This is a genomic window from Citrobacter sp. ABFQG, assembly GCF_004322975.1.
In the GTDB taxonomy this organism is placed as follows: Bacteria; Pseudomonadota; Gammaproteobacteria; order Enterobacterales; family Enterobacteriaceae; genus Citrobacter; species Citrobacter freundii.
In genome coordinates this window covers 2272136-2298284 of the sequence record NZ_CP036435.1, presented here as the reverse complement: position 1 = coordinate 2298284, position 26149 = coordinate 2272136, and the positions used below count along the sequence as shown (strand labels likewise).

Here is a 26149-nt window from a genome sequence, read left to right as displayed (position 1 = left end):
TCAGCGTTTCTCCTGCGTCGCGGCAACCATCGGCAAATTTAGCCCTTCTTCGACGGCGCATTCCACCGCAATGTCATATCCGGCGTCGGCGTGACGCATCACCCCGGTCGCCGGATCGTTATGTAAGACCCGGGCGATACGCGCCGCGGCTTCATCGGTGCCATCGCAAACAATCACCATCCCGGCATGCTGAGAGAAGCCCATACCGACCCCGCCACCGTGATGCAGCGACACCCAGGTCGCGCCGCTGGCGGTGTTAAGCAGCGCGTTCAGCAGCGGCCAGTCGGATACGGCGTCTGAACCGTCGCGCATAGCTTCAGTTTCGCGGTTCGGGCTGGCAACAGAACCGGAGTCCAGATGGTCACGGCCAATAACAATTGGCGCGGATACTTCACCGCTGCGCACCATTTCATTAAACGCCAGCCCTAGTTTCTGACGCCACTCCAGGCCGACCCAGCAGATACGCGCCGGTAAACCCTGGAAATTAATCCGCTCACGCGCCATATCCAGCCAGTGATGAAGGTGCTTATCATCTGCCACGATCTCTTTCACTTTGGCATCTGTTTTATAAATATCCTGCGAATCGCCGGACAGCGCCACCCAACGGAACGGGCCAATGCCGCGACAGAACAACGGTCGAATATAAGCAGGTACGAAGCCGGGGAAATCAAAGGCATTTTCCACGCCCATCTCTTTGGCCATCTGGCGAATGTTGTTGCCGTAATCAAACGTTGGCACGCCCATTTTGCTAAACGCCAGCATCGCCTCAACGTGCGTTGCCATTGAACGTTTCGCCGCCTGCACCGTGCCCTGCGGATCGGACACCGCTTTTGCCTGATACTCTTCCCAGCTCCAGCCAGACGGCAGATAACCATGCAGCGGATCGTGGGCGCTGGTCTGGTCGGTGACCATATCCGGGCGCACACCGCGCTTCACCAGTTCCGGCACAACGTCGGCGGCGTTCGCACACAGCGCAATGGAGACCGCTTTACCCTCGCGAGTGTATTTGTCGAGACGCGCCAGCGCATCGTCAAGCGATGTCGCCTGCTCGTCCACGTAACGGGTACGCAGACGGAAATCGATTCGGCTTTGCTGGCATTCAATGTTCAGCGAACACGCCCCCGCAAGCGTAGCGGCTAACGGCTGCGCCCCGCCCATGCCGCCCAGTCCGGCGGTCAATACCCAGCGCCCGCTCAGGTTACCCTGATAATGCTGACGCCCGGCCTCAACGAAGGTTTCATAAGTCCCCTGCACGATCCCCTGGCTGCCGATGTAGATCCAGCTCCCGGCGGTCATCTGGCCGTACATCGCCAGCCCTTTGGCGTCCAGTTCGTTGAAATGTTCCCAGGTAGCCCAATGTGGCACCAGGTTGGAGTTGGCAATCAGCACGCGCGGTGCGTTGTCGTGAGTTTTGAATACGCCTACCGGTTTTCCGGACTGGACCAGCAGCGTCTCATCGGTCTCCAGTTTGGTCAGCGCGTTGACGATGGCGTCATAGCATTCCCAGTCCCGTGCGGCGCGGCCAATCCCGCCGTAAACCACCAGCTCATGTGGATTTTCCGCCACATCGGGATCCAGATTATTCATTAACATGCGCAGCGGCGCTTCGGTCAGCCAGCTTTTGGCCGTTAAGGTGGTGCCGCGTGGGGCACGAATATCCTGCTGACGATATTTGCTATGGGACATGACAGAAAACTCCTCGCGAACGTCGGATAGATAAGTAACATATACTTGTCTATACAAGCCACCGCAAGGATGATTTTAACAATTAAGATACATTTTTATTATATTGCGTCAGCAATCACGGTTTTCATCTCCTGTATCAGGACATAAACCGCCCTTGCAGTCGATAGCGGGAACCAGGGAACAGCAAACGGGCATGAGAGACAATGGATGACGCGGACCAGGTCTTGCGGCGGATCAGCAGGCAGGGATCGTGTTCTTTGATGTTCAGCAGCGCGCACTCTTCGGCGCTGGCGCGAACGGCCTCAACAATATGCTCACCTTCGGTCAAGGGGGCTATCAGTGAAAGGTATGCGTGCGGCGTGGTCTGGCTGTAATCCTGCCCCAGATACTCGGGCACAATTTCGGCATTCACGCAGCGATCTTCAATCTGTACTGGCAGATCGTTCTCGTAGTGCACCATGACAGAGTGAAAAATAGAGGTGCCTTCTTTGACGTTTAATACCAAAGCCTGCTGCGCGTTTGCCCGGGTTCTTTCCAGCGTCAGCACTTCGCACCGGTGCTGATGCTGACGGGCGTTGATTTCATCCGCGATGCTGCGAATTTCAAACAGCGCGGACTGACCTTTTGGCTCGGCGACAAACGTCCCCACGCCCTGCAAACGCACCAGTAAACCTTCATCCGTTAACTCACGCAGCGCCCGGTTGATGGTCATGCGGCTGAAACCATACTGCGCCACCAGCTCTGCCTCAGACGGAATGCGATCGTGAGGCTGCCAGATACCGCTGGCAATTTTTTCGCTGATCTCCTGTTTGACCTTTTCGTAAAAAGGAGCCGGAGCAGAACGGGATGGGAGCATGCGTGAGCCTTCCTTAAGCTGAAAATGTGAGTGGGTACAGTTTACAGGCATTACCCGAACCTGATAAGCGCAACGCCATCAGGTATGTCAGTGCCACCAGTGGGCGATTTGCCAGCCTAATCGCGCCGCAACCCGCGCCGCCCTGCCATCATCGTCAAAGCGTGGATTAAATTCAACCATATCCACCGCCTGTAGTTTACCGCTACAACACAGAGGCTCAATCAGTCTCAGCAGCGTCGCCAACGGTACGCCAAGCGCGGCGGGGGCCGACACACCGGGCATTTCCCACACCGGCAGCACGTCGAGGTCGATTGTCAGATAGATGACATCCAGATTGGCAATGAACTGCGCTAGCTGCGCCTGCGCCGTACCACAATGCAGATCCTCCACTACGGTCACACCGAGCCGCTGGGCCTCATCCCAAAGCGCCTGGGTGTTTGCCGCCCGGCTGACGCCGATACAGGCATAGTGAAATTCACGCTGTTGTTCATCGCAAAGCTGCGCCAACTGGCGAAACGGCGTACCGGATGTAGCCTGCCCGGCATGGCGCAAATCGAGATGCGCATCGAAGTTGACTATCCCCACTTTCGCCTGCGGGAATGCGTCCAGCACACCTGCACCATGGGCATATGCGGTTTCGTGTCCGCCACCCAAAACAAAGGTGCGCATATTTTCCTGCTGGCAACGCTGTACTGCATTGCGTAGCGCCTGCTGCGCGCCCTCAAGATCGGGGGCCTGCGCCACAATATTTCCCAGATCCACCAGTCGATGATGCCCATCGTGGCTGGCTAAATTCGCCAGCGCCTTGCGCAGCACATCGGGCGCTCCGGCAGCTCCCGTGCGCCCCTGATTACGTTTAACACCTTCGTCGCAGGCAAACCCGAGCAACGCTATCTGCTCGCGATACATTTCTGGGCTAAACGTCGGGCTCTGGGTGATAGTCTGAAACAGGCGCAGCGCATTCGGCGATTCGGCCCGGTCATCACGTCCCTGCCATAGCGCAGGTGAAGCAGGTTGCCAGTGAGTCATGCTATTTGTCCTTTGAATACGCGTTGGTAGAGCGGGTTGCGTCCTGGTTCATACAGGATCTCAACAGGAAGTGTGGCATCCCACACCACAAAATCGGCCACAAACCCGGCCTTCAATTGACCGTGGGTGTCGTGACGCCCCAGCGCCCGGGCCGCATGACGGGTTACGCCCGCCCATGCTTCTTCCGGCGTTAAGCCAAACTGAACGCAGGCGATATTCATCGCCCAGTGCAGGCTGATAAACGGGCTGGTACCGGGGTTAAAATCTGTCGCTACCGCCATCGGTACCTGATATTGACGCAGCAACGCTACCGGTGGGCGCTGCTGCTCTTTGAGGAAATAGAATGCGCCGGGCAGCAGCACGCCGACCGTACCGCTTTGGCTCATTGCCGCCACACCTGCTTCATCGAGGTATTCAATATGATCGGCGGATAGCCCGTGGTAGCGGCTTACCAACTGTGCGCCGCCAAGCAATGACAGTTGTTCGACATGGCCTTTAATCGGGATGCCCAGCGCCTGCGCAGCCTGAAACACCCGCTCACTCTGCGCCAACGAAAAACCAACGCTTTCACAGAACAGATCAACGGTCTCAAACAGCCCTTGTTCCCACAGCTGCGGCAAAATGGTCTCGCACACCAGCGTAATATAGCCGTCAGGATCATCCCTGAATTCCGTTGGCGTCGCATGCGCAGCCAACAGCGTCGGGCTGATTTCAACGATATTCTCTGCCGCCAGCGCTGCCACCACGCGCAATATTTTCTCTTCTGTCGGCAAATCCAGGCCGTAGCCGGATTTTATTTCCAACAGCGTAACACCTTCTTTGATCAGCTGTTCCATCCGCTGATGAGCTACGTGTAAGAGTTGTTCATCCGTGGCGCTGCGGGTCGCCGATACGGTGGCATTGATCCCCCCACCCTGAGCGCTTATCTGCTGGTAGGAGACACCATTTAACCGCTGCTCCCATTCACCTGCGCGGTTTCCGCCAAAGACGAGATGCGTATGGCAATCAATCAGGCCAGGCGTAATCAGCCGGCCCTGCATATCAAAAGTATTGTCATGTGTGAGATATAACGATGATTCTGGGACGATATCGCGAATCTTGCCCTGGCGGACGATCAGCGCGTGACCATCCACCAGCCCATATGGGGTACCACGTTCAGGATCCATAGTCGCCAGACGAACATTGCGCCAGATAACATCATCAGGGAAGAATTGCTGCATTCGACTCACCACTTGTCATAGGTTGTATAGACATTTATTTTTGATTATAGGGATGTTGTCAACCTGAAGAGCCATAATTGTTATCTATTTGTGATATAAAGACTCTCCGCGCCAGACATTGCTGCGATAAAAAACAACTTTTTACCTTTTCGCCTTCCCGTTTCGCTCAACTTAGTATAAAAAAGCAGGCTTTAATGGATAACTTTCAAAGCCCGGAGCAACCTGTGAACATATCATCAGTTTCCCGTCTGGCGCTGGCAATGGCTTTTGGCGTGACGCTGACCGCCTGTAGCTCTACGCCGCCCGATCAAATTCCTTCCGATCAGACCGCGCCAGGTACCTCTTCGCGCCCGATCTTGTCGGCCAATGAAGCGAAAAACTTCGTTGCTGCGCACTATTTTTCCGCGCTGACGCCAAACACCGCGCCATGGAGCCCTTCTTCAATTTCTCTGCCTGCACAACCTGACTTCGTCGTTGGCCCGGCAGGCACTCAGGGCGTAACCCATACCAGCATTCAGGCTGCGGTGGATGCGGCAATCATCAAACGTACGAACAAACGTCAGTACATCGCGATTATGCCGGGCGAGTATCAAGGCACGGTGTACATCCCGGCAGCAACGGGTAGCCTGACGCTGTACGGTATGGGCGAAAAACCGCTGGATGTAAAAATTGGCCAGGCCATTGACGGTGACATGAGCACCGCAGACTGGCGTCGTACGGTGAACCCAGGCGGTAAATATATGCCGGGTAAACCTGCGTGGTATATGTTTGATAATTGCCAGAACAAACGTGGCACAAATATTGGTGTGATGTGTTCTGCCGTCGTCTGGTCGCAAAACAACGGTCTGCAATTGCAGAACCTGACCATCGAAAACAACCTGGGTGATAGCGTTGATGCAGGCAACCACCCGGCCGTTGCACTGCGTACCGATGGTGATAAAGTGCAGATCAACAAGGTCAATATTCTGGGTCGTCAGAATACGTTCTTTGTAACCAACAGCGGCGTACAAAACCGTCTGGAAAACGATCGTCAGCCTCGCACGCTGGTAACCAACAGCTACATTGAAGGTGATGTGGATATCGTTTCTGGTCGTGGCGCAGTGGTGTTCGAGAACACCGATTTCCGTGTTGTGAATTCCCGTACGCAGCAGGAAGGTTACGTGTTCGCACCGGCTACTCTGTCAAACATCTACTACGGTTTCCTGGCGATTAATAGCCGCTTCACGGCAAGCGGCGATGGCGTGGCGCAGTTAGGCCGATCGCTGGATGTCGACTCCAACACTAACGGTCAGGTCGTTATCCGTGACAGCGTGATTAACGAAGGCTTTAACATGGCAAAACCATGGGCTGACAGCGTTATCGCAAAACGCCCATTTGCCGGTAATACCGGTGCGGAAGATGACAAAGGTGAAATCCAGCGCAACCTGAACGACACCAACTTCAACCGCATGTGGGAATACAACAACCGCGGTATCGGTAGCAAAGTGGTTGCCGAGCCGAAGCAGTAACAGCGAAAAGGGATGGCTTACCGCCATCCCTGAATATGTCACTCTTTTTATTGCGCCAGCACTGGCCGGTTGCTGTAAAGGCGGTTGAGTTCTTTTCTGCTGAGTCCGCGTTCTGGAGTCTTGCTTTGAAGTAAATCATCTGCAGGCTGTACAGCGGCAGTTTCATTTTCATTACTCAATGATGGCTCCAAAACATGTGGATCGTTATCATCAAGTTGTGTATCAATCCTATCATGCTCTTGCTTCTTTGCCAGCTCTAACATATCTGACATCAATTTATCCATTGATAACTCCTTTATAAAGGCAGGGTCAGTCATAGGTGTAACTTTAGCATCTAAGAATGTACTTAAAACAGTAGCATCGTGGGTTTCAATAGTCATATTAGTAGTCACTAGATTTGGGATAAACAGTTCCTTGGGCTTTGTCCCTTCAGAAAGACTGTAACTGGTTGACGTAATAGCATTGTCTTTTATTCTTACTACCTGAAGACATCCATTATATATACGATATGCAAGCCCCTCATCAGGTATTAACCCCCCTGGTCCTACTAGCATACGACGATACATAGACAAAAAATCTTCATAACTCGCCTTAATGTTCACCAGACTATTTTTTTATCGCTCGGCACTTCCATGTCATGGATTACATTAGCAAACTCATTACTGTGCAATAAATATTCAGCCTTTGATTTCAGAATATTAGCCATAGCATCAATTTTTTCTTTCCTATTAAAATTGGGGGCAATAGCCTTAATAGACTTGCTTGGTGTCAATTTATAGCTAGCAACTTTAAAAATATCAGTTTTATTTTTATGTTTATTTATATATTTACTTGCACTTTCATTTATATTTATTTTCACATAGCGAATAAGAGCTTGAGTAAGTATTTCATCTTTTAAATCTGAATTGAGAACTTTATCAACAAATTGGTCATGATAAAGCTCCATAAAAGCAACGCTATCGACCTTATTTTGTAGAGAAGACACTCGCCAAGACTGGAGGCCGTCTATTGACTGAACAGATCCCTTTGGAATATCTGGCGAAAATGAATATTTACCATTATCACCAATTAATAATTTGAGGTTTGTACCAATCGATAGCGATTTTTCAGGCGTCAAATCGGAACTTGGTGCATTTACTGTCTCTTTGACTTTTTGAGACTGGTGCACACCATCTGTTGATATCACGGATTCATCATGACGTTTAATTTTGTCGGTATTCTGGCTATTTTCTACTACTTTCTCATTTTTTTGAATATAAATTTCATTGCTGTTGTTGACACGCGAACGGGAGGACTCCTGTAGACGGCGGATTTCCCGGCCACTCATCGTTTTGCCAATTACATTATTTTCTTGCAATGATTGAGACGGCGCCAAGGTTCGCAGCGGCAACTCCTGCGAAATATTCTCGCTTACCGGTGACAACATGGATTCCACAGAAACAGCTGCTGTGGGTTTATCCGTACCCGTTTTAGGTAGTGAAACATTGTCATCTTGTACAAGAGCATCAATCATATCATCAAGATAATCTCTAGGTCTCGCCACATCCGACAGATCGTCACTTATCTCATTATCACCAAATGCAGAAATGCTACCCAGTGATGGGTCTGAGTACTTTTCTCCAAAAAATTGATTAAATTTCTTCTTGAAATCCGAGTTAGTTTCAATCATTTTAAAATCAAAGTAGGAGTTGCCGTCAGAATTATCACAATTATATTTTTCATCTTGATAAACCTCCAACAAACCGCTGTTCTTTAATCTAAAATTATTAATCACCTCAACAAATTGAGTTTTATCTACCCCCATTTTTTCAAGTATTGAAAGATCATATTTATAAAGTTGAGATTCAATATTCACCTCACTGATATCATCATTTTTAATAACTTCCTGCGCAATACGACCAGTGGGAACAACAACATCAAGTAATACTCTTGAATTGTTAACACTGGTTTTTACTTCCTCTTGCCACATAAATTTATCTTTAAAACTTGTCGTTTCATTAATAATGGGGTAATTAAATTTATTTTTCACATCGATAGTAACATCTGCCCCACTATATCTTTTTTTAACAAATAATTCATTTAGTGGCAAATCAACTCCATTTTTAAACTTTATAGATGTTAGTCCATTTGAACGGAAACCTTCAACGTCGGGAGATAATAGCGATTTTATTTGTACGGTTGATTCATCCTTCAATAGATAAGGAGCACCTGAGTCTACCCTGGATGCAACAAATAAAAGATCTGCCATAAAACGAAGAAAAATTCCGCCTTCACTCTTCAACTCAATATAATTTTCTGCAAGAATATTTCTAACTTCACTCTCATTACTTTTGCAAAACTCAGAAATAACTTTGCTTGAAAAGTTATTGCCATTATTTTTATATTTTTCAAAAACACCCGGAAACTTATTGACAATGGTCATTAATCTCGGATCAAGACCTTTAGTCTCACTATTGATAATGGGAATTCTATTACCAGAATTAATACTGATAATGTTCTCCTGACCAGGATTATTTTCATTTTCCGCTATTTGCGGCTTAAAATAGCTTTCGATCTTGCTAGTAGTACTATCTATCAGCTTTTGCTGAGATATACCTCCAACTTGCTCGCGAAAATCATCCAATTCCGATGGTGTCATGCTTCTTATATAATCAAATCTGTTTTCATTTATTAATGAATCAATATATTCGATAAAACCTTCATGTGAAGAACGGGTTGTTTTTGCCTCCTCTACTTGCTTAAAATACTCATAGAAATGAGAAGCAGCCAACCCTCTCTCATATTTCTTATAAATACAACCAGGAATAGTATAAATCTTACCATTCACCCCCGGTATTTTAAGATCCCCATTGCCAGATATTGGTTTATATTCTGTTGCAAGTTCATCGAGCTTACCATTGGAGTCATAAAAATATTTAACCTCGACCTTAAGAAATTTTTTATGTTCTGCATCTCCTTGCTTTTCCAACTTAGTGACACACATACCTTTTTCAGTAAACTCAACACCATCATAGGGGATACTAATTTTTTTAAAAATTGACTTTTGCCGTTCAATTTCTTTAAGCATCTCTTTTTTTTCTGCTCTATCAGAGGTTTTCCTTGCCATTTCCTCAAGAGCATTTACATTTTTTAACGTATATACTTCATTATTAAATGTTATTTTAAACTCAGGAGTATTCGGCTCCACAGGAACAGTTGAACCAGTCGATACTGTAGATGTATTTGAAACAATGGTTTCTTTACCAGAATTTAACCCTACAATCAGTGTATCCTCTACAGATTCACTGGCTCGCCCCATTTCTTCTTCGTTTGACAACATATCGATAAACAGATCTTTCTCTACTGGCTCAGTGGCTTGCCCCACTACTGCGTCGGTTGCCAACAGCTCAAAGAGCGGGTCTTCCGCTCCTGATTCACTGGATTGCTCTACTTCTTCTTCACTTGGCAACATATCGATAAACAGGTCTGGCTCACTGGCTTGATTCACTACAGCTTCAGTTGTCTGTGTATCAACAATATGCTCATTCGCTTCAGGCTGACTGGGTTGCCCTACTGTAGCGTTAGTTTTTGCATTTTGCGGTAAATCACTAACCCATTTTAGAAACTCATTAACTCTTTTTGCCTGTTTCTCAGTTGCGCGACATTGTTCTTTAGATTCTTTATTCTGATGATGGCTTAGCGCCATTTCGTTTACAGAAGTTAATTTATCGTCATTAAGCGTGCTGATCTCTCTAAGCGCATGAGATGAAAATGTAAAAGCGGCACCTTTTATATCGACCATTTTTTCTATTGACGAAAGCAAATACTTCAACTGACTTTCTCTGGTAATTGCCAGATGATGATATTTTCTGGCTAACTCCCTGTTGCCCGATGTATGTTCTTTACTTGAATACGAGGCATACTTATCCCACGCCATAGCAGATTCTTGTTGTAAAAAAAGAACTTTATCTTTCGGCGATAAGTCATGGTAGTATGACCTCACGACAGAGAAGTCTTTTATAGCATCTTTAACTGCAAAAGACTCAATGTGGTTATCCAGCCAGGCAATTTGCTGTCTTGAACTTTCTCGCTCATATTTTTTTTTAAGTTCGTGAAGCCCAGATATCTTGCTATCTCTCAATTCCCTGAGCGTATTAATACCTTTCTGAGAAAACTCATTTTCTACATTATTGTTTTTAAGACACACCGCAACCATACTCGCTATACTACCGGGTTCTGGTTCTGCTTCGGTGATATTTTTCAACTCTATTTTAAGTGAGATAATTTCTTTACGATATGCTTTATTTTTTAACAGATTCAACTGTCTGGCTAGTTTACCAATCTCTTGTCCGTATTCTAAAGTTTTGGCATCATCATCCGTGATGCCATTATCCTCCAGATGATTGAGTAACTCCATTTCCTTTCGTTTCAGTTCACTCTTTATTTTTTTTGGATTCAGGGATGCCATATCCTCTAACTTAGAAATAGCCTTTTTGATATTTTCCGATCTTGACGACAATACTTTAACATCTTGTATATTGCTAAAATCATTACTGTTAACCATGGTACTCAAGGCGGATAGATAGCCAGAATCAGCATATACAGTATCAATATAGCTCTTGAATTTATCACTACTATAAATTGTCGGAAGATATTTTTCCGCATCAGATTGTGATATATTTTCAACCCATCCTTTTTTTATAACATTCTCAATAGCAGCACAACGGAGTTTATCTTTATCTGTCCAGCCTTTCATTGTTTTTGCGGACCAGTCCGTACACAGTGCATCAATCCCTTTCGCGTAGTTTTTTTTAGCCGTAGACCGCGTTAGAGCCTGAGAATCTGCATGGCGTTTACTTTGTTGTAGCGCTTCTATATTCTTTCCATTGGAATAATGGAACATAGAATCGATATTATTCTGCAAATGATACAGCTTATCCTTTCCAAAAAACTCCTTAACATCAGCATCTATTCCTATACCTATAACCCTGGCAGGAACACCACTGCCAAATTCATGAACAAGAGATTTTACATATTCACTGACTTTATTCTCTTGAGAATATTTTGATGTATCCAGAAGTGTGGGGAAGTGTGTCTCTAAAGATTCTTTTCCATATAACACGCCGAGAGGAAGTGCATTATTTTCGTTAAGAATGATATTCTGGCTTTTCTCACGGATAAATAACTTTAAATTCGCAATATTATTTGGCTTGTCAAAATTACTATATTTTGCCTCAGGCTCCTGCCAGGCAATTATATTATCCCATGAAATGATCTTACCGTTATATTGAATTCCTTTAGTACTGATTAATTTATTTCCTTTACTATCGGTGGCACTTTCAGCAATGAGTGTCATTCTCTCTTTTCTGTCTAACGTTCTGGCAAATGTAGTCCCATCATCCTTCTCGACCAAGGAATAGTGGACCAGAGCATTACCAACATGTTTAGCTGGTACATGTAAATTAAGGGTACCCTTGCCATCACCGCTGCCAGAATCAAGGGTCAAGGTTCCCATGACACTAACCTGCGATTTTAGAGGCACATTAATAGTCGCCGTAGCTTCACTTTTCGGTCGACAATCAGAAAGACGTCGAATGGTGTGACATGTTTCGGCTCTGGAAAGTTTTTGGCCTGATAGATTAGATGTAGAATCTATTCTTTTCACCGTATAGAATCTCATACTCTTTGAATGGAAAATTTCAAAAAACGCTCCATTTTCCGAAAATTTTTTACGCAAAAATTCAGTGATATTTAATGCAGAAAAAAGGAAGAAACTAAATCGTCAGCAGAAACGCAAGTCCAGCCTACTGTAGAAGGGAATTAAACAAGCAGAAACAGTAAAAGTATTTGCAATCAATCTTAAAGATAGCGACGCCCGCTAACGGGCGTCGCTATTGTTAGTACGCGTTAACCACCACCCACATCGGTCCTTGTCCTACCGCGTAACGACCGTTCTCTGTCAACAGTCCTTGTTCGCCTGCAATCTTATACACCGCGATATGGTGCGATTTTTGCCCGGCGGCAATCAGGTATTTTCCGCTGTGATCGATATTAAAACCACGCGGCTGAGTTTCGGTAGGCTGGAAACCCTCTTTAGTCAGTACGCTACCGTCTTCAGACACGCTAAAGACCGTAATCAGGCTGGCGGTGCGATCACAGGCATACAGATGACGCCCATCAGGTGTGATATGAATATCTGCTGCCCAACGGGTATCAGCGAAATCTGCAGGCATCATATCCAGCGTCTGCACACACTCAATTTTGCCGTACGGATCTTTCAGCTCCCAGACATCAACAGAGCTGTTCAGTTCGTTCACACAGTAGGCATATTGCTTATTCGGATGGAACGCCATATGACGCGGGCCCGCGCCTTCCACGGTAGTCACTTCAGCCGGTTCCTGCGCGACCAGATGGCCATCATCGCTTACGTCAAACAGGCAGATACGATCCTGTTTCAACGCCGGAACCCACAGGGTACGGTTATCCGGAGAGATGTTGGCTGAGTGGCAACCATCCAGACCCTCAACCACGTCAACCAGTTCCACCGGCAGACCATCTTCCAGACGCGTGACGCTCACGCTGCCAGCGTTATAAGAACCCACAAACACGAAACGTCCCTGATGATCGGTAGAAATATGCGTCGGGCTACCCGGCAGCGCAGACTCTGCCGCGAAGGTCAGCGCACCGTCATCAGGCGCAATACGATAAGCCAACACGCGAAACTCCGGGCGCACGCCAACATAGAGGTAACGCTTATCCGGGCTGACGACCATCGGCTGTACCTGACCCGGCACATCAACCACCTGTGTCAGCGTCAGAGAACCATCGTGATTCAGGCTCCAGACGTGGATTTGCTGACTTTCAGGGCTGGCGGTATAAACGGTTTGCTTCATGAATACTCCTTTGCTTTTTGGCAGGTGGCTGCAATTGCCTGACACACGCCTAAGGTAGACGCTTTTAACGGTGAATGCTTAATTAAGGCTCAGAATTTTGTCCGGCTCCCGTCTCGGTGTACCATTCCAACAGACATAATTCTCAACCTTAATCTGGATAAACCTATGACCGCACGCGTGATTGCCCTGGATTTAGACGGTACCCTCTTGACCCCGAAAAAAACCTTGCTGCCATCTTCTCTCGAAGCGCTCTCGCGCGCCAGAGAAGCAGGCTACCAACTTATCATTGTCACAGGTCGCCATCACGTTGCTATTCATCCTTTTTATCAGGCACTGGCGCTGGATACACCTGCAATTTGCTGTAACGGTACCTATTTGTATGATTATCAAGCAAAAAAGGTGCTGGAATCCGATCCCCTTCCGGTAGACCAGGCATTACAGCTGATCGAAATGCTGGATGAACATCAGATCCACGGGCTGATGTATGTGGATGAGGCCATGCTGTATGAGCGCCCTACCGGGCATGTAGTGCGTACCGCTAACTGGGCACAAACGCTGCCGCCGGAACAGCGCCCGACCTTCACCCAGGTTCCTTCGCTGGCGCAGGCGGCGCATGACGTTAACGCCGTCTGGAAATTTGCTCTGACCGACGATGATATTCCGAAACTGCAGCAGTTTGGCCGGTATGTCGAGCAACAGCTGGGGCTGGAGTGTGAATGGTCCTGGCACGATCAGGTCGACATTGCCCGTAAAGGCAACAGTAAAGGACGACGCTTGACCCAGTGGATAGAAGCACAGGGCGGGTCAATGGAAAACGTGATTGCCTTTGGCGATAACTTTAACGATATCAGCATGCTGGAAGCCGCAGGCACTGGCGTGGCGATGGGCAACGCGGATGACGCGGTCAAAGCCCGCGCCAACATCGTGATTGGTGATAACACCACCGACAGCATCGCGAAATTTATCTACTCTCACCTGCTGTAATCAGGCGGTAATCGATACGCTCTTAATTTGCGCGTACAGCCACAGGCCAGGTTTGATACCCAGTTCATCCCTGGCCCATGGGCTGATCTTCGCCCACAGCGTCTTACCGCCCACCTCAAGCTGAACTTCCACCTGACCGTTATCGTCATAGCATTGCGCGACTTTTGCCCGGAGAACATTACGAATACTGGTCTGTTGCGGCGGTTGCAGTACCAATGAAACATCAGAGGCCTGAATACGAATACGCAGCGCGGTTTGCAGCGGTTGTTCCAGCTTGTTAACCCACAGATGCTGATCGCCAAGCGCCAGCGCGGTCATCGCGTAGTGTGGATGATGTTCCAGCACGCTGACTTTCAGAATACTGCTTTGCTGTTCCTTAGGCAGCCAGGGGTGCATCACGCTGCTGCCCCAGACATCTTCCAACGAACCAAACGCTTTGACCTGCCCGTTTTCCAGCACCATCACTTTATCTGCCAGGTGCAAAATCTCATCAAGCGAGTGGCTGACGTACAGCATCGGAATATTAATTTCCCGCGCCAGGCGTTGCAGATAAGGCAGCAGTTCGCGTTTACGCGGTATATCCAGAGAGGCTAACGGCTCATCAAGCAGCAATAACTCAGGCGCGGTCAGCAGCGCCCGACCGATGGCGACACGCTGCTTTTCACCGCCAGAAAGACCGCCTGGCAGACGGTCAAGCAGCGGTTCAATGCCCAACAACGCCACCAGCTTATCAAACTGTCCGGCCATGCTTTTCGCCATTCCGTAACGCAGGTTGCCGCGCACTTTATAGTGCGGGAACAGGCGCGCATCCTGGAAAACATAGCCCACCCGGCGTTTTTCCGGCGTTAAACAGATACCGTTCTCGACGTCGTTTAAGACCCGACCGTTGAGCACGATGCGCCCGGACTGCGGCTGCGTCAGACCACTGATGGCGTTAATCAGTGAGGTTTTGCCCGCACCGGAAACGCCAAAAATAGCGGTGATGCCGCTCGCTGGCAGCGTTTCGTTGAGCGTCAGACAATGCGTCCCCAGCGTCTGGGAGAAATTAAGTTCAAGCATGATTATCGCCCCGTCCGCTCACGGCTAATACGCGCCAGCCATTCAGAAATCAGCAGCGAAATCAGCGCCAACACAATTGAAATGATACATAACCTCGCCGCCGCGCTTTCGCCGCCGGGAGTTTGGATCAGGGTATACATCGCCGAAGGAATGGTGCGGGTTTCACCAGGAATATTGGAAACAAAGGTAATGGTTGCACCAAATTCCCCAAGGGAACGCGCAAACGCCAGCACCGTACCAACAATAATGCCGGGCAGCATCAGCGGTAACGTAATGGTCATAAAGACGCGCCAGCGTCCGGCTCCCAGTGTGCGGGCCGCCTGCTCCAGCTTGACGTCGACACCTTCCAGCGCCAAACGAATAGCCCGCACCATGAGCGGGAAGGACATCACCGCAGCGGCCAGCACCGCCCCACGCCAGCTAAAGGCAAAAGTGATGCCAAACCAGTCGTACAGCCATTCGCCAATGAATCCGCGCCGTCCCATAGAGACCAACAGCAGATACCCCACCACCACAGGCGGCAGAACCAGTGGCAAATGCAGTACGCTGTCGAGCAGCGCTTTGCCCGGGAACTTGCATCGCACCAGTAGCCAGGCAAAGAAGATCCCAAATGGCAGACTAAACAACACGGCCAGGGAAGAAACTTTCAGGCTCAGTATAACGGCCTGCCATTCAGGATCGGTCAGTATCATTACTTGGTCGTAAATCCATAACGTTTAAAGATTTCAGCAGCCTGCGGTCCTTTCAGGTAATCATAGAACGCGCTAACCGTTGCGTTTTTGTGCCCATCAACAATCGCGATAGGGTATTCCACTTTTTTGTGCGAATCTTCCGGGAAAGTCGCCACAACTTTTACGCCCTTGCTGGCGACGGCATCAGAACCATAGACGATCCCCAGCGGCGCTTCGTTACGCTCTACCAGCGCCAGCGCACCGCGCACGTCTTCAGCAGGAGCCAGTTTCGGGGCCAGGGTATCCCATGCACCCAGTTTTTGCAGCGCTTCTTTGGCATAAATGCCTGCCGGAACATGTTCCGGATCGCCAACAGCCAGGCGCCCACCGTTCAACAGACTGGTCCAGTTGGTTTTGCTGTCGATGGTGAAGTCTTTCTGTGCGCTGGCTTTCGGCGCAACCACCACCAGGCTGTTACCCAACAGCGTTTCACGCGTTGCGGTATCAATCGACTTCTTGTCTACCGCGTAGTCCATCCATTTCTGATCGGCAGAAATAAACAGATCGGCCGGTGCGCCTGCTTCAATCTGACGCGCCAGTGTGGAAGAAGAAGCAAAAGAGGAGACAACATCAACGTTCTTCTCTTTTTTATATTGCGTTGCAATGTCCTGCATCGCGTTGGTCAGCGAAGCCGCTGCGAAAACGGTAATCTTTCCTTCATCCGCCAGCGCATGTCCGGCAACAGTAAGAGAAAGTGTTGCCCCTGCAAACAAGCGTAACCATGTACGTGCCATCTGTAACTCCTTTGCGTTTCGTTATGTAGGCGCAAATATAACGATTAAACCAGGATTTTCCCAGTGGTTATTGATACCAATTAGAGGTTACACAAAGAAAATATCGGCAGGGAAAGCAGGATCTTGAGAAACTGTAGCGAGAGAAAACGAGTAGGAAGGCTAAAAATATAAACGCCCGACTGAGCGGGCGTTTGGGGAATCAATGATTCTGTCTGGACTGGTCTTTCTGACCGATACCGGAGAAAATGTTGAACACTTCACCCAGTCCGTAAATCAGACCCAGAATGATGGCCATTACCACAGGTACCATGATTACGGCGAATACCAGACTTTTCAATAACTCTAACATGGTCAACTCCAGATATAGTCCTTAGTTGTATTCTAACCACATAACGCAGAAAAGCACTCCCCTTTTGTGCGGTCGGCTTTGCTCAGGCACGGTTTTCCGTCACAATACCCTTTTTTGCCAGGAGCTTGTGATGCAGGCCGAAATCCTTCTTACGCTGAAACTTCAGCAAAAACTGTTTGCTGATCCCCGTCGCATTTCTCTGCTTAAGCACATTGCGCTTTCCGGTTCCATCAGTCAGGGCGCGAAGGATGCAGGTATCAGCTACAAAAGCGCCTGGGATGCGATTAACGAAATGAACCAGCTCAGCGAGCAGACGCTGGTTGAACGTGCCACAGGCGGTAAAGGCGGCGGTGGCGCGGTGTTAACGCGCTATGGCCAACGTTTAATCCAGTTATATGATTTACTGGCGCAAATCCAACAAAAAGCTTTTGATGTTTTGAGCGATGACGATGCGCTACCGCTCAACAGCCTGCTGGCAGCTATCTCGCGTTTTTCACTGCAAACCAGCGCCCGTAACCAGTGGTTTGGCACTATTACCGCTCGCGACCACGATCAGGTCCAGCAGCATGTTGACGTCCTGCTGGCCGATGGCGAAACGCGCCTGAAAGTGGCAATCACTGCGCAAAGCGGCGAGCGTCTGGGTCTTGAGGAAGGCAAAGAAGTACTGATTCTGCTGAAAGCGCCGTGGGTGGGAATCACTCAGGACGACGCCATCGCTCAGGCTGCCGATAACCAGTTGCAGGGCACGATTAGCCATATTGAACGCGGTGCGGAACAGTGTGAAGTGCTGATGACGTTGCCAGACGGCCAGACGCTCTGCGCGACGTTGCCGATAGATCAGACCCACACATTAACTGAAGGCGCTAACGTCACAGCATATTTTAATGCGGACAGAGTGATTATCGCCACACTGTGCTGAGTTAATTGACATCAGCCTGAAGAACACGTATCCCTGTTATTCATCGCTGCAAATAATGGGATACAAAATGTCATCGTTGCAAATTTCGCAAGGCATGTTTCGTCTTAGCGACACAAAAACGCTCCAGTTAGATGCGTTGACGTTAAACGCGGGTGATAGCTGGGCGTTTGTTGGCTCTAATGGTAGCGGGAAATCTGCGCTGGCCCGCGCGCTGGCGGGCGAGTTGCCGCTCCTGAAAGGCGAACGCCGCTGCCAGTTCACACGTATTACCCGACTCTCCTTTGAGCAGCTCCAAAAGCTGGTCAGCGACGAGTGGCAGCGGAACAACACCGATCTTCTTAGTCCCGGTGAAGACGACACAGGGCGCACCACCGCAGAAATCATTCAGGATGAGGTCAACGATCCCGCCCGCTGCGCTGCGCTGGCGCAGCAGTTTGGCATTTCAGCCCTACTCAACAGGCGTTTCAAATACCTTTCCACCGGTGAAACACGCAAAACTCTGCTCTGCCAGGCATTAATGTCCACGCCAGATTTGCTGATCCTTGATGAACCCTTTGACGGGCTGGACGTCGCGTCCCGCCGCCAGTTAGCAGAACTGCTCGATGAGCTGCACCAGGCCGGTTTAACGCTGGTACTGGTGCTTAATCGCTTTGATGAAATTCCCGAATTCGTGCAGTTTGCCGGCGTGCTTGCCGATTGCACACTGACGGAAACCGGCGCAAAAATCGACCTTCTGCAACAAGCATTAATCGCTCAGCTTGCCCATAGCGAGCGGCTGGAAGGCATCCAGTTACCTGAGCCGGATGAGCCTTCAGTACGCCACACATTGTCAGATAACGAGCCGCGCATTGTGCTTAACGATGGCACCGTCTCGTATAACGATCGCCCTATCCTGCATCATCTGAGCTGGCGAGTAAATCCGGGGGAACACTGGCAAATCGTCGGCCCCAACGGTGCGGGGAAATCAACCCTGCTCAGTTTAATCACCGGCGATCATCCCCAGGGATATAGCAACGACCTGACCCTGTTTGGCCGACGCCGGGGCAGCGGTGAAACTATCTGGGATATCAAAAAACACATTGGCTATGTCAGCAGCAGTCTGCATTTGGATTACCGGGTAAGTACAACAGTTCGCAACGTTATTCTCTCCGGTTATTTCGATTCAATCGGCATTTATCAGGCCGTCTCCGACAGGCAGCACAAGCTGGTACAGCAGTGGCTGGATATTCTTGGCATCGATAAACGTACCGCGGATGCGCCATTTCATAGTCTTTCCTGGGGACAACAGCGGCTGGCATTGATTGTTCGTGCTCTGGTGAAACATCCTACATTGCTGATCCTCGATGAACCCTTGCAAGGATTAGATCCGCTCAACCGCCAACTGATCCGTCGGTTTGTGGATGTCCTGATCGGTGAAGGCGAAACTCAGCTTTTGTTCGTCTCTCATCACGCCGAAGATGCCCCGGCCTGCATTACCCATCGGCTAGAGTTTGTACCCGAGGGAGATATCTACGGCTATCGACAAACTTCTCTGCGTTAATTTTCATGCCAGGGCGTTTATCACGCCCTTTTTTCTGCTTTTTTTTCAGACAATCGCTGTAATAACAACCTAACATAATGATTTATAATAAATTAACTAGCAGCGTCGAGTGAAAATCCTGGAGTGTAAACGATTCCACTAATTTATTCCGTGTCACACTTTTCGCATCTTTGTTATGCTATGGTTATTGCATACCATAGGCTTAACGGAGCGAATTATGAGAGTATTGGTTACAGGTGGTAGCGGTTACATTGGAAGCCACACTTGCGTGCAGTTGCTGAAAAACGGTCACGAGGTGGTGATCCTGGATAATCTCTGCAACAGCAAGCGCAGCGTACTGCCCGTCATTGAGCGTTTAGGCGGCAAGCATCCGACCTTCGTGGAAGGAGACATCCGTAACGAAGCGCTGATAACCGAAATTCTGCACGATCATGCCATTGATACGGTCATCCATTTTGCCGGTTTAAAAGCCGTTGGAGAATCCGTTGCCAAGCCGCTGGAGTACTATGACAACAACGTCAACGGCACTCTGCGTCTGGTGAATGCAATGCGCGCAGCCAACGTGAAAAACTTCATTTTCAGCTCCTCCGCGACCGTCTATGGCGATCAGCCGCAAATTCCTTACGTTGAAAGCTTCCCCACCGGCACGCCACAAAGTCCGTACGGCAAAAGCAAGCTGATGGTGGAACAGATCCTGACCGATCTGCAAAAAGCTCAGCCCGACTGGAGCATTGCCCTGCTGCGCTACTTTAACCCTGTTGGCGCTCATCCGTCAGGAGATATGGGGGAAGATCCGCAAGGTATTCCAAACAACCTGATGCCTTACATCGCGCAGGTTGCCGTTGGCCGCCGCGAGTCTCTTGCCATATTTGGCAATGACTACCCTACTGAAGATGGCACCGGCGTACGCGACTACATCCATGTGATGGATCTCGCCGACGGCCACGTTGCCGCCATGGAAAAACTGGCAGGCATTCAGGGTGTGCATATTTATAACCTCGGTGCAGGCATCGGCAGCAGCGTGCTGGACGTGGTCCACGCCTTCAGCAAAGCCTGTGGTAAACCGGTGAATTACCACTTCGCCCCGCGCCGTGAAGGCGATCTTCCAGCCTACTGGGCTGATGCCAGCAAAGCCGATCGCGAGCTCAACTGGCGCGTGACCCGCACATTGGATGAAATGGCACAAGATACCTGGCACTGGCAGTCACGCCACCCACAGGGATATTCGGATTAAGGACCAATCATGACGCAATTCAATCCTGTCGATCATCCACACCGCCGTTTTAACCCGCTCACCGGGCAGTGGATCCTCGTATCACCGCATCGCGCCAAACGCCCGTGGCAAGGGGCGCAGGAAACTCCGTCTAAGCAGGTACTACCTGCACATGACCCGGACTGCTTCCTGTGCGCTGGCAATACGCGCGTTACCGGCGACAAAAACCCGGATTACACCGGGACCTATGTCTTTACCAATGACTTTGCGGCGCTGATGTCCGATACCCCCGACGCGCCGGACAGTCACGATCCGTTGATGCACTGCCAGAGCGCGCGCGGTACCAGCCGCGTGATTTGCTTCTCACCCGATCACAGCAAAACGTTGCCGGAACTCAGCGTCCCTGCACTGACAGAAATCGTAAAAACGTGGCAGGAGCAGACCGAAGACTTAGGGAAAACCTATCCCTGGGTGCAGGTATTTGAGAATAAAGGCGCAGCGATGGGGTGCTCGAACCCACACCCACACGGACAAATTTGGGCCAACAGCTTTTTGCCTAACGAAGCCGAACGTGAAGATCGCCTGCAGAAAGCGTACTTCGCCGAACAAGGCGCGCCAATGCTCGTTGATTACGTCCAGCGAGAACTGGCGGATGGCAGCCGTACGGTTGTTGAAACCGAGCACTGGCTGGCGGTTGTACCTTACTGGGCCGCGTGGCCGTTCGAAACGCTGCTGCTGCCGAAAGCGCATGTGCTGCGTATTACCGATTTGAGCGACGAACAGCGGGCTGACCTGGCGCTGGCGTTGAAAAAACTGACCAGTCGTTATGACAATCTGTTCCAGTGTTCATTCCCCTACTCCATGGGCTGGCACGGCGCACCGTTTAACGGTGAAGAAAACCAACACTGGCAGTTGCATGCACACTTTTATCCGCCGCTGCTGCGTTCCGCGACTGTGCGTAAATTTATGGTCGGATATGAAATGCTGGCAGAAACCCAGCGCGACCTGACGGCAGAACAAGCGGCTGAACGACTGCGTGCGGTCAGCGACATCCATTTTCGCGAATCCGGAGTTTAAATAATGAGTCTGAAAGAAAAAACACAATCTCTGTTTGCAGAAACATTTGGCTACCCTGCCACCCATACTATTCAGGCACCGGGTCGTGTAAACCTGATCGGCGAGCATACCGATTATAACGACGGCTTCGTTCTGCCTTGCGCCATCGACTATCAAACCGTTATCAGTTGTGCGGCACGCGACGATCGAAAAGTCCGCGTGATCGCCGCTGATTACGACAATCAGATTGATGAGTTCTCGCTTGATGCGCCGATTATCGCCCACGACAGCCAGCAGTGGTCAAACTACGTGCGTGGCGTAGTGAAACATCTGCAAAAGCGCAATAACACCTTTGGCGGCGCTGATCTGGTGATCAGCGGTAACGTCCCACAGGGCGCGGGGTTAAGTTCTTCTGCCTCGCTGGAAGTCGCTGTGGGTACGGTATTCCAGCAGCTCTATCATCTGCCGCTCGACGGCGCGCAGATAGCCCTGAACGGTCAGGAAGCTGAAAACCAGTTTGTCGGCTGTAACTGCGGCATTATGGATCAGTTGATCTCGGCACTTGGTAAGAAAGATCATGCGCTACTGATCGACTGCCGAACGCTTGGCACCAAAGCAGTTTCTATGCCTGAGGGCGTAGCGGTGGTGATCATCAACAGTAACTTTAAACGTACGCTGGTCGGTAGCGAATACAACACCCGTCGCGAACAGTGTGAAACCGGCGCGCGTTTCTTCCAGCAGCCAGCGCTGCGTGATGTTAACCTTGAAGCGTTTAACGCCGTCGCCCACGAATTGGATCCGATCGTCGCCAAACGCGTTCGCCACGTGATCACGGAAAATGCGCGTACCGTTGAAGCAGCACAGGCGCTGGAAAAAGGCGACCTGCTGCGTATGGGCCAACTGATGGCGGAATCTCACGCCTCAATGCGCGATGACTTTGAAATTACCGTGCCGCAAATTGATACGCTGGTTGAGATTGTCAAAGCGACCATTGGCGATAAAGGCGGTGTACGCATGACCGGCGGCGGCTTCGGCGGCTGTATAGTGGCGCTGATCCCGCAAGATTTGGTGCCAGCCGTACAGCAAGCTGTAGCTGAGCAGTACGAAGCAAAAACTGGAATTAAAGAAACATTCTACGTCTGCAAACCTTCTCAAGGAGCCGGACAATGTTAAACGAAATCCCCGTGCAGGCTCCGGACGGTCAGCCGTTTCGCCTGCTCACCCTGCGCAATGACGCAGGGATGGTGGTCACGCTGATGGACTGGGGCGCGACCCTACTCTCTGCGCGTATTCCGCTCAGCGATGATAGCGTGCGCGAAGCATTACTCGGTTGTGCCAGCCCGGAACAATACCCGGGACAGGCTGCATTTCTGGGGGCCTCGATTGGTCGCTACGCTAACCGTATCGCCAACAGCCGCTATACATTTGCTGGCGAAACCGTTGAATTAATACCAAGTCAGGGCGACAACCAGCTGCACGGCGGGCCGGACGGTTTTGACAAACGTCGCTGGCAGATAGTCAATCAAAATGACCGCCAGGTGCTGTTCGCCTTAACGTCTGACGATGGCGATCAGGGCTTCCCTGGCCATCTTTGCGCTACCGTGCAGTATCGCCTGACTGACGATAATCGTATTTCGATAACCTACCGCGCCACGGTCGATAAGCCCTGCCCGGTGAATCTGACGAATCACGTTTATTTCAACCTCGACGGTGACAAAACGGATGTGCGCCAACACAAGCTGCAAATCCTCGCCGACGAGTACTTGCCGGTTGATGAAATGGGCATCCCGCACGACGGACTGAAATCCGTCGCTGGTAGCACTTTCGATTTCCGTACGCCTAAGATCATCAGCAGTGAATTTCTTGCCGATGACGATCAGCGCAAGGTAAAAGGTTACGATCACGCCTTCCTGCTCCAGGCACAGGGCAATACGCATACGCCGGTCGCTCGACTGTGGTCCCAGGATGAAAAACTGCAGATGGAGGTCTACACCTCCGCCCCGGCATTACAGTTTTATTCCGGGAATTTCCTCGGCGGTACGCCATCCCGTGGTCCTGATGCCTACGCCGACTGGCAAGGTCTGGCACTGGAAAGCGAGTTCCTGCCGGACAGCCCGAACCATCCGGAATGGCCGCAGCCAGACTGCTTCCTGCGTCCTGGCGAAGAGTACGCCAGCGTGACGGAATACCGGTTTATTCCAGCTTAATTGTTCCCCCCTCCCAGGCCCGATGACGTAACGTATCGGGCCTGTTGCTTGTTTATCACAGTAGAACCGCTCAAATCCCCACCGTTCAAAGACAAAATCGCAACCTTGAGTTCACAAGAACCTTACACTGTGGCGCTATTTTCGCTATGGTTATGCGTAAGGATTGCCGCTGACGCATTACGGCAATATAATGAGAATTATTATCATTAAATATGATTTATAGGAGTGAGTGTATGGCTGTAACTAAGCTGGTTCTGGTACGTCACGGTGAAAGTCAGTGGAACAACGAGAACCGTTTTACCGGTTGGTATGACGTTGATCTGTCCGAGAAAGGTGTGGGCGAAGCAAAAGCGGCAGGTAAACTGCTGAAAGAGGAAGGCTACAGCTTCGATTTTGCTTATACCTCTGTGCTGAAACGTGCCATTCACACCCTGTGGAACGTACTGGACGAACTGGATCAGGCCTGGCTGCCAGTTGAGAAATCCTGGAAACTGAACGAACGTCATTACGGCGCGCTGCAGGGTCTGAACAAAGCTGAAACCGCTGAAAAATACGGTGACGAGCAGGTTAAACAATGGCGTCGCGGCTTTGCGGTAACGCCACCGGAACTGACCAAAGATGACGAGCGTTATCCGGGTCACGATCCGCGTTATGCGAAGCTGACCGACAAAGAGTTACCGGTTACCGAAAGCCTGGCGCTGACCATCGATCGCGTTATCCCCTACTGGAACGAAACCATTCTGCCGCGCATGAAAAGCGGTGAGCGTGTGATTATCGCCGCTCACGGTAACTCTCTGCGTGCGCTGGTTAAATACCTGGATAACATGGGCGAAGATGAGATCCTTGAACTGAACATTCCGACCGGCGTACCGCTGGTATATGAGTTCGACGAAAACTTCAAACCGATCAAACACTACTATCTGGGTAACGCTGACGAGATCGCCGCAAAAGCTGCGGCCGTTGCGAACCAGGGTAAAGCGAAGTAATTTCTTCGCGACACATAAAAAAGCGCGGATTATCCGCGCTTTTTTATTTTTCTGGAAGGCTAACGTTTTAACCGCGACGCGCTTTTACCGCATCCGCCAACTGGCGCAGCACCGCATCGGTGTCTTCCCAGCCAATGCAGGCGTCAGTGATGCTCTTACCGTAGGTCAGCGGCTCGCCGCTATCCGGGTTCTGATTACCCTCGACCAGATGGCTTTCGATCATCACGCCAATAATCGCTTTTTCTCCACCAGCGACTTGTCCGCAAACGTCTTTCGCAACATCCATCTGCTTTTTGAACTGCTTGCAGGAGTTGGCATGGCTAAAGTCGATCATCACTTGTGCAGAGAGCCCTGCTTTGATCAGACCTTCTTTCACGTCGGCAACGTGCTGAGCGCTGTAGTTAGGTTCTTTGCCGCCGCGCAAAATAATATGGCAATCGCCGTTACCGCTGGTATTCACGATCGCTGAATGACCCCATTTGGTCACAGACAGGAAGCAGTGTGGCGCCCCTGCTGCGTTGATTGCATCAATCGCAACTTTGATCGTGCCATCGGTACCGTTTTTAAAACCAACCGGGCAAGACAGACCTGATGCCAGCTCGCGGTGTACCTGAGATTCCGTGGTACGAGCCCCAATCGCGCCCCAGCTCATCAGATCGGCAAGGTATTGCGGCGTGATCATATCGAGGAACTCACCCGCAGCCGGCAATCCGCTATCATTGATATCCAGCAGCAATTTACGTGCAATGCGCAGCCCATCGTTGATTTGGAAGCTGTTGTCCATATGCGGATCGTTGATAAGCCCTTTCCAGCCGACGGTGGTTCGCGGTTTTTCAAAATAGACGCGCATGACAATTTCAAGCTCGCCTTTTAACTCTTCGCGCAGCGCCAGCAGGCGGGCGGCGTACTCTTTAGCGGCTGCCGGATCATGAATAGAGCACGGCCCAATTACCACTAACAGGCGATCATCGCTTCCTTTCAGAATTTTATGAATCGCTTTACGGGCATGAGCCACCGTGTTTGCGGCATTTTCAGTAGCGGGGAATTTTTCCAGCAATGCGACTGGCGGTAATAACTCGTTGATCTCTTTAATGCGTAAATCGTCGTTCTGATAATTCATGATTATTCCAGCGTTGCCATACTTATATAAATGAATGCAATCCCTCCAATCTATATCTTCAGTCATAAAGTGTAAACGGG

21 protein-coding genes are annotated in these 26149 nt (G+C 50.1%); 9 read left to right on the top strand and 12 right to left on the bottom strand.

From position 1 onward, the window contains the following. The 4 genes from hutU to hutI form a co-directional block, all read right to left on the bottom strand. Positions 1 to 1686: a urocanate hydratase gene (hutU, locus tag WN16_RS11135; protein WP_044701083.1), complete on the bottom strand. Its 1686-nt coding sequence runs from the start codon at positions 1684 to 1686 to the stop codon at positions 1 to 3. A 136-nt stretch (positions 1687 to 1822) separates the two neighbouring features. After that, positions 1823 to 2542, bottom strand: a complete 720-nt coding sequence (locus WN16_RS11130; RefSeq protein WP_003837073.1) for a histidine utilization repressor — start codon at positions 2540 to 2542, stop codon at positions 1823 to 1825. Between the two features lie 87 nt (positions 2543 to 2629). After that, positions 2630 to 3571, bottom strand: a complete 942-nt coding sequence (gene hutG / locus WN16_RS11125; protein WP_003023056.1) for a formimidoylglutamase — start codon at positions 3569 to 3571, stop codon at positions 2630 to 2632. After that, complete coding sequence (hutI, locus tag WN16_RS11120) at positions 3568 to 4791, bottom strand: imidazolonepropionase (protein WP_044701082.1); 1224 nt, start codon at positions 4789 to 4791, stop codon at positions 3568 to 3570. The genes hutG and hutI overlap by 4 nt, the downstream gene beginning before the upstream one ends. Positions 4792 to 5015: 224 nt before the next feature. Here hutI and WN16_RS11115 point away from each other — a divergent pair, with 224 nt between their 5' ends. After that, complete coding sequence (locus tag WN16_RS11115) at positions 5016 to 6299, top strand: putative acyl-CoA thioester hydrolase (RefSeq protein WP_003837077.1); 1284 nt, start codon at positions 5016 to 5018, stop codon at positions 6297 to 6299. Positions 6300 to 6346: 47 nt separating this feature from the next. On the opposite strand, the gene WN16_RS24505 is transcribed toward WN16_RS11115, so the two are convergent. The 3 genes from WN16_RS24505 to pgl form a co-directional block, all read right to left on the bottom strand. Continuing rightward, positions 6347 to 6865: a hypothetical protein gene (locus WN16_RS24505; RefSeq protein ID WP_224769962.1), complete on the bottom strand. Its 519-nt coding sequence runs from the start codon at positions 6863 to 6865 to the stop codon at positions 6347 to 6349. Between the two features lie 32 nt (positions 6866 to 6897). Beyond that, positions 6898 to 11793, bottom strand: coding sequence for a hypothetical protein (locus WN16_RS11110; RefSeq protein WP_242670823.1), 4896 nt, complete (start codon positions 11791 to 11793; stop codon positions 6898 to 6900). Between the two features lie 382 nt (positions 11794 to 12175). Then, a complete protein-coding gene (pgl, locus tag WN16_RS11105; protein ID WP_003023041.1) occupies positions 12176 to 13171 on the bottom strand; it encodes a 6-phosphogluconolactonase in 996 nt (331 codons plus the stop codon). A gap of 165 nt (positions 13172 to 13336) precedes the next feature. On the opposite strand from pgl, the gene WN16_RS11100 reads away from it, so the two are divergent. Continuing rightward, positions 13337 to 14155 (top strand): pyridoxal phosphatase, encoded by an 819-nt coding sequence (locus WN16_RS11100; RefSeq protein WP_044701079.1) that lies wholly within the window; start codon positions 13337 to 13339, stop codon positions 14153 to 14155. Here the strand turns inward: WN16_RS11100 and modC are convergent, their stop codons facing one another. The 4 genes from modC to WN16_RS11080 form a co-directional block, all read right to left on the bottom strand. After that, on the bottom strand, positions 14156 to 15214 hold the full coding sequence (modC, locus tag WN16_RS11095) for a molybdenum ABC transporter ATP-binding protein ModC (RefSeq protein ID WP_003837092.1): 1059 nt from the start codon (positions 15212 to 15214) through the stop codon (positions 14156 to 14158). It abuts the gene before it with no gap. 2 nt (positions 15215 to 15216) lie between these two features. Continuing rightward, on the bottom strand, positions 15217 to 15906 hold the full coding sequence (modB, locus tag WN16_RS11090) for a molybdate ABC transporter permease subunit (RefSeq protein WP_003023032.1): 690 nt from the start codon (positions 15904 to 15906) through the stop codon (positions 15217 to 15219). Next, on the bottom strand, positions 15906 to 16679 hold the full coding sequence (modA, locus tag WN16_RS11085; RefSeq protein WP_003023029.1) for a molybdate ABC transporter substrate-binding protein: 774 nt from the start codon (positions 16677 to 16679) through the stop codon (positions 15906 to 15908). The genes modB and modA overlap by 1 nt, the downstream gene beginning before the upstream one ends. 199 nt (positions 16680 to 16878) lie before the next feature. Continuing rightward, the gene (locus tag WN16_RS11080) at positions 16879 to 17028 is read right to left on the bottom strand and encodes an AcrZ family multidrug efflux pump-associated protein (protein WP_003023026.1); all 150 of its coding nucleotides are present in this window, start codon (positions 17026 to 17028) and stop codon (positions 16879 to 16881) included. Between the two features lie 130 nt (positions 17029 to 17158). Here WN16_RS11080 and modE point away from each other — a divergent pair, with 130 nt between their 5' ends. From modE to gpmA, 7 genes are all read left to right on the top strand, one after another. Then, complete coding sequence (modE, locus tag WN16_RS11075; protein ID WP_003023018.1) at positions 17159 to 17947, top strand: molybdenum-dependent transcriptional regulator; 789 nt, start codon at positions 17159 to 17161, stop codon at positions 17945 to 17947. Positions 17948 to 18014: 67 nt separating this feature from the next. Continuing rightward, positions 18015 to 19487: a molybdate ABC transporter ATP-binding protein ModF gene (gene modF / locus WN16_RS11070; protein ID WP_032938578.1), complete on the top strand. Its 1473-nt coding sequence runs from the start codon at positions 18015 to 18017 to the stop codon at positions 19485 to 19487. A gap of 217 nt (positions 19488 to 19704) precedes the next feature. Then, a complete protein-coding gene (gene galE / locus WN16_RS11065; RefSeq protein WP_003837100.1) occupies positions 19705 to 20721 on the top strand; it encodes a UDP-glucose 4-epimerase GalE in 1017 nt (338 codons plus the stop codon). A 9-nt stretch (positions 20722 to 20730) separates the two neighbouring features. Beyond that, positions 20731 to 21777 carry a galactose-1-phosphate uridylyltransferase gene (galT, locus tag WN16_RS11060; RefSeq protein ID WP_044701072.1) on the top strand — a complete coding sequence of 349 codons (1047 nt, stop codon included), beginning with the start codon at positions 20731 to 20733 and terminating at the stop codon, positions 21775 to 21777. 3 nt (positions 21778 to 21780) lie between these two features. Beyond that, positions 21781 to 22929: a galactokinase gene (gene galK, locus WN16_RS11055; RefSeq protein WP_016149810.1), complete on the top strand. Its 1149-nt coding sequence runs from the start codon at positions 21781 to 21783 to the stop codon at positions 22927 to 22929. Beyond that, the gene (gene galM, locus WN16_RS11050) at positions 22923 to 23963 is read left to right on the top strand and encodes a galactose-1-epimerase (RefSeq protein WP_016149809.1); all 1041 of its coding nucleotides are present in this window, start codon (positions 22923 to 22925) and stop codon (positions 23961 to 23963) included. The genes galK and galM overlap by 7 nt, the downstream gene beginning before the upstream one ends. 233 nt (positions 23964 to 24196) lie before the next feature. After that, positions 24197 to 24949 carry a 2,3-diphosphoglycerate-dependent phosphoglycerate mutase gene (gene gpmA, locus WN16_RS11045; RefSeq protein ID WP_003022999.1) on the top strand — a complete coding sequence of 251 codons (753 nt, stop codon included), beginning with the start codon at positions 24197 to 24199 and terminating at the stop codon, positions 24947 to 24949. A 67-nt stretch (positions 24950 to 25016) separates the two neighbouring features. Here gpmA and aroG read toward each other — a convergent pair whose 3' ends face one another. Next, positions 25017 to 26069 carry a 3-deoxy-7-phosphoheptulonate synthase AroG gene (aroG, locus tag WN16_RS11040; RefSeq protein WP_003837108.1) on the bottom strand — a complete coding sequence of 351 codons (1053 nt, stop codon included), beginning with the start codon at positions 26067 to 26069 and terminating at the stop codon, positions 25017 to 25019. Positions 26070 to 26149: the final 80 nt, after the last annotated feature.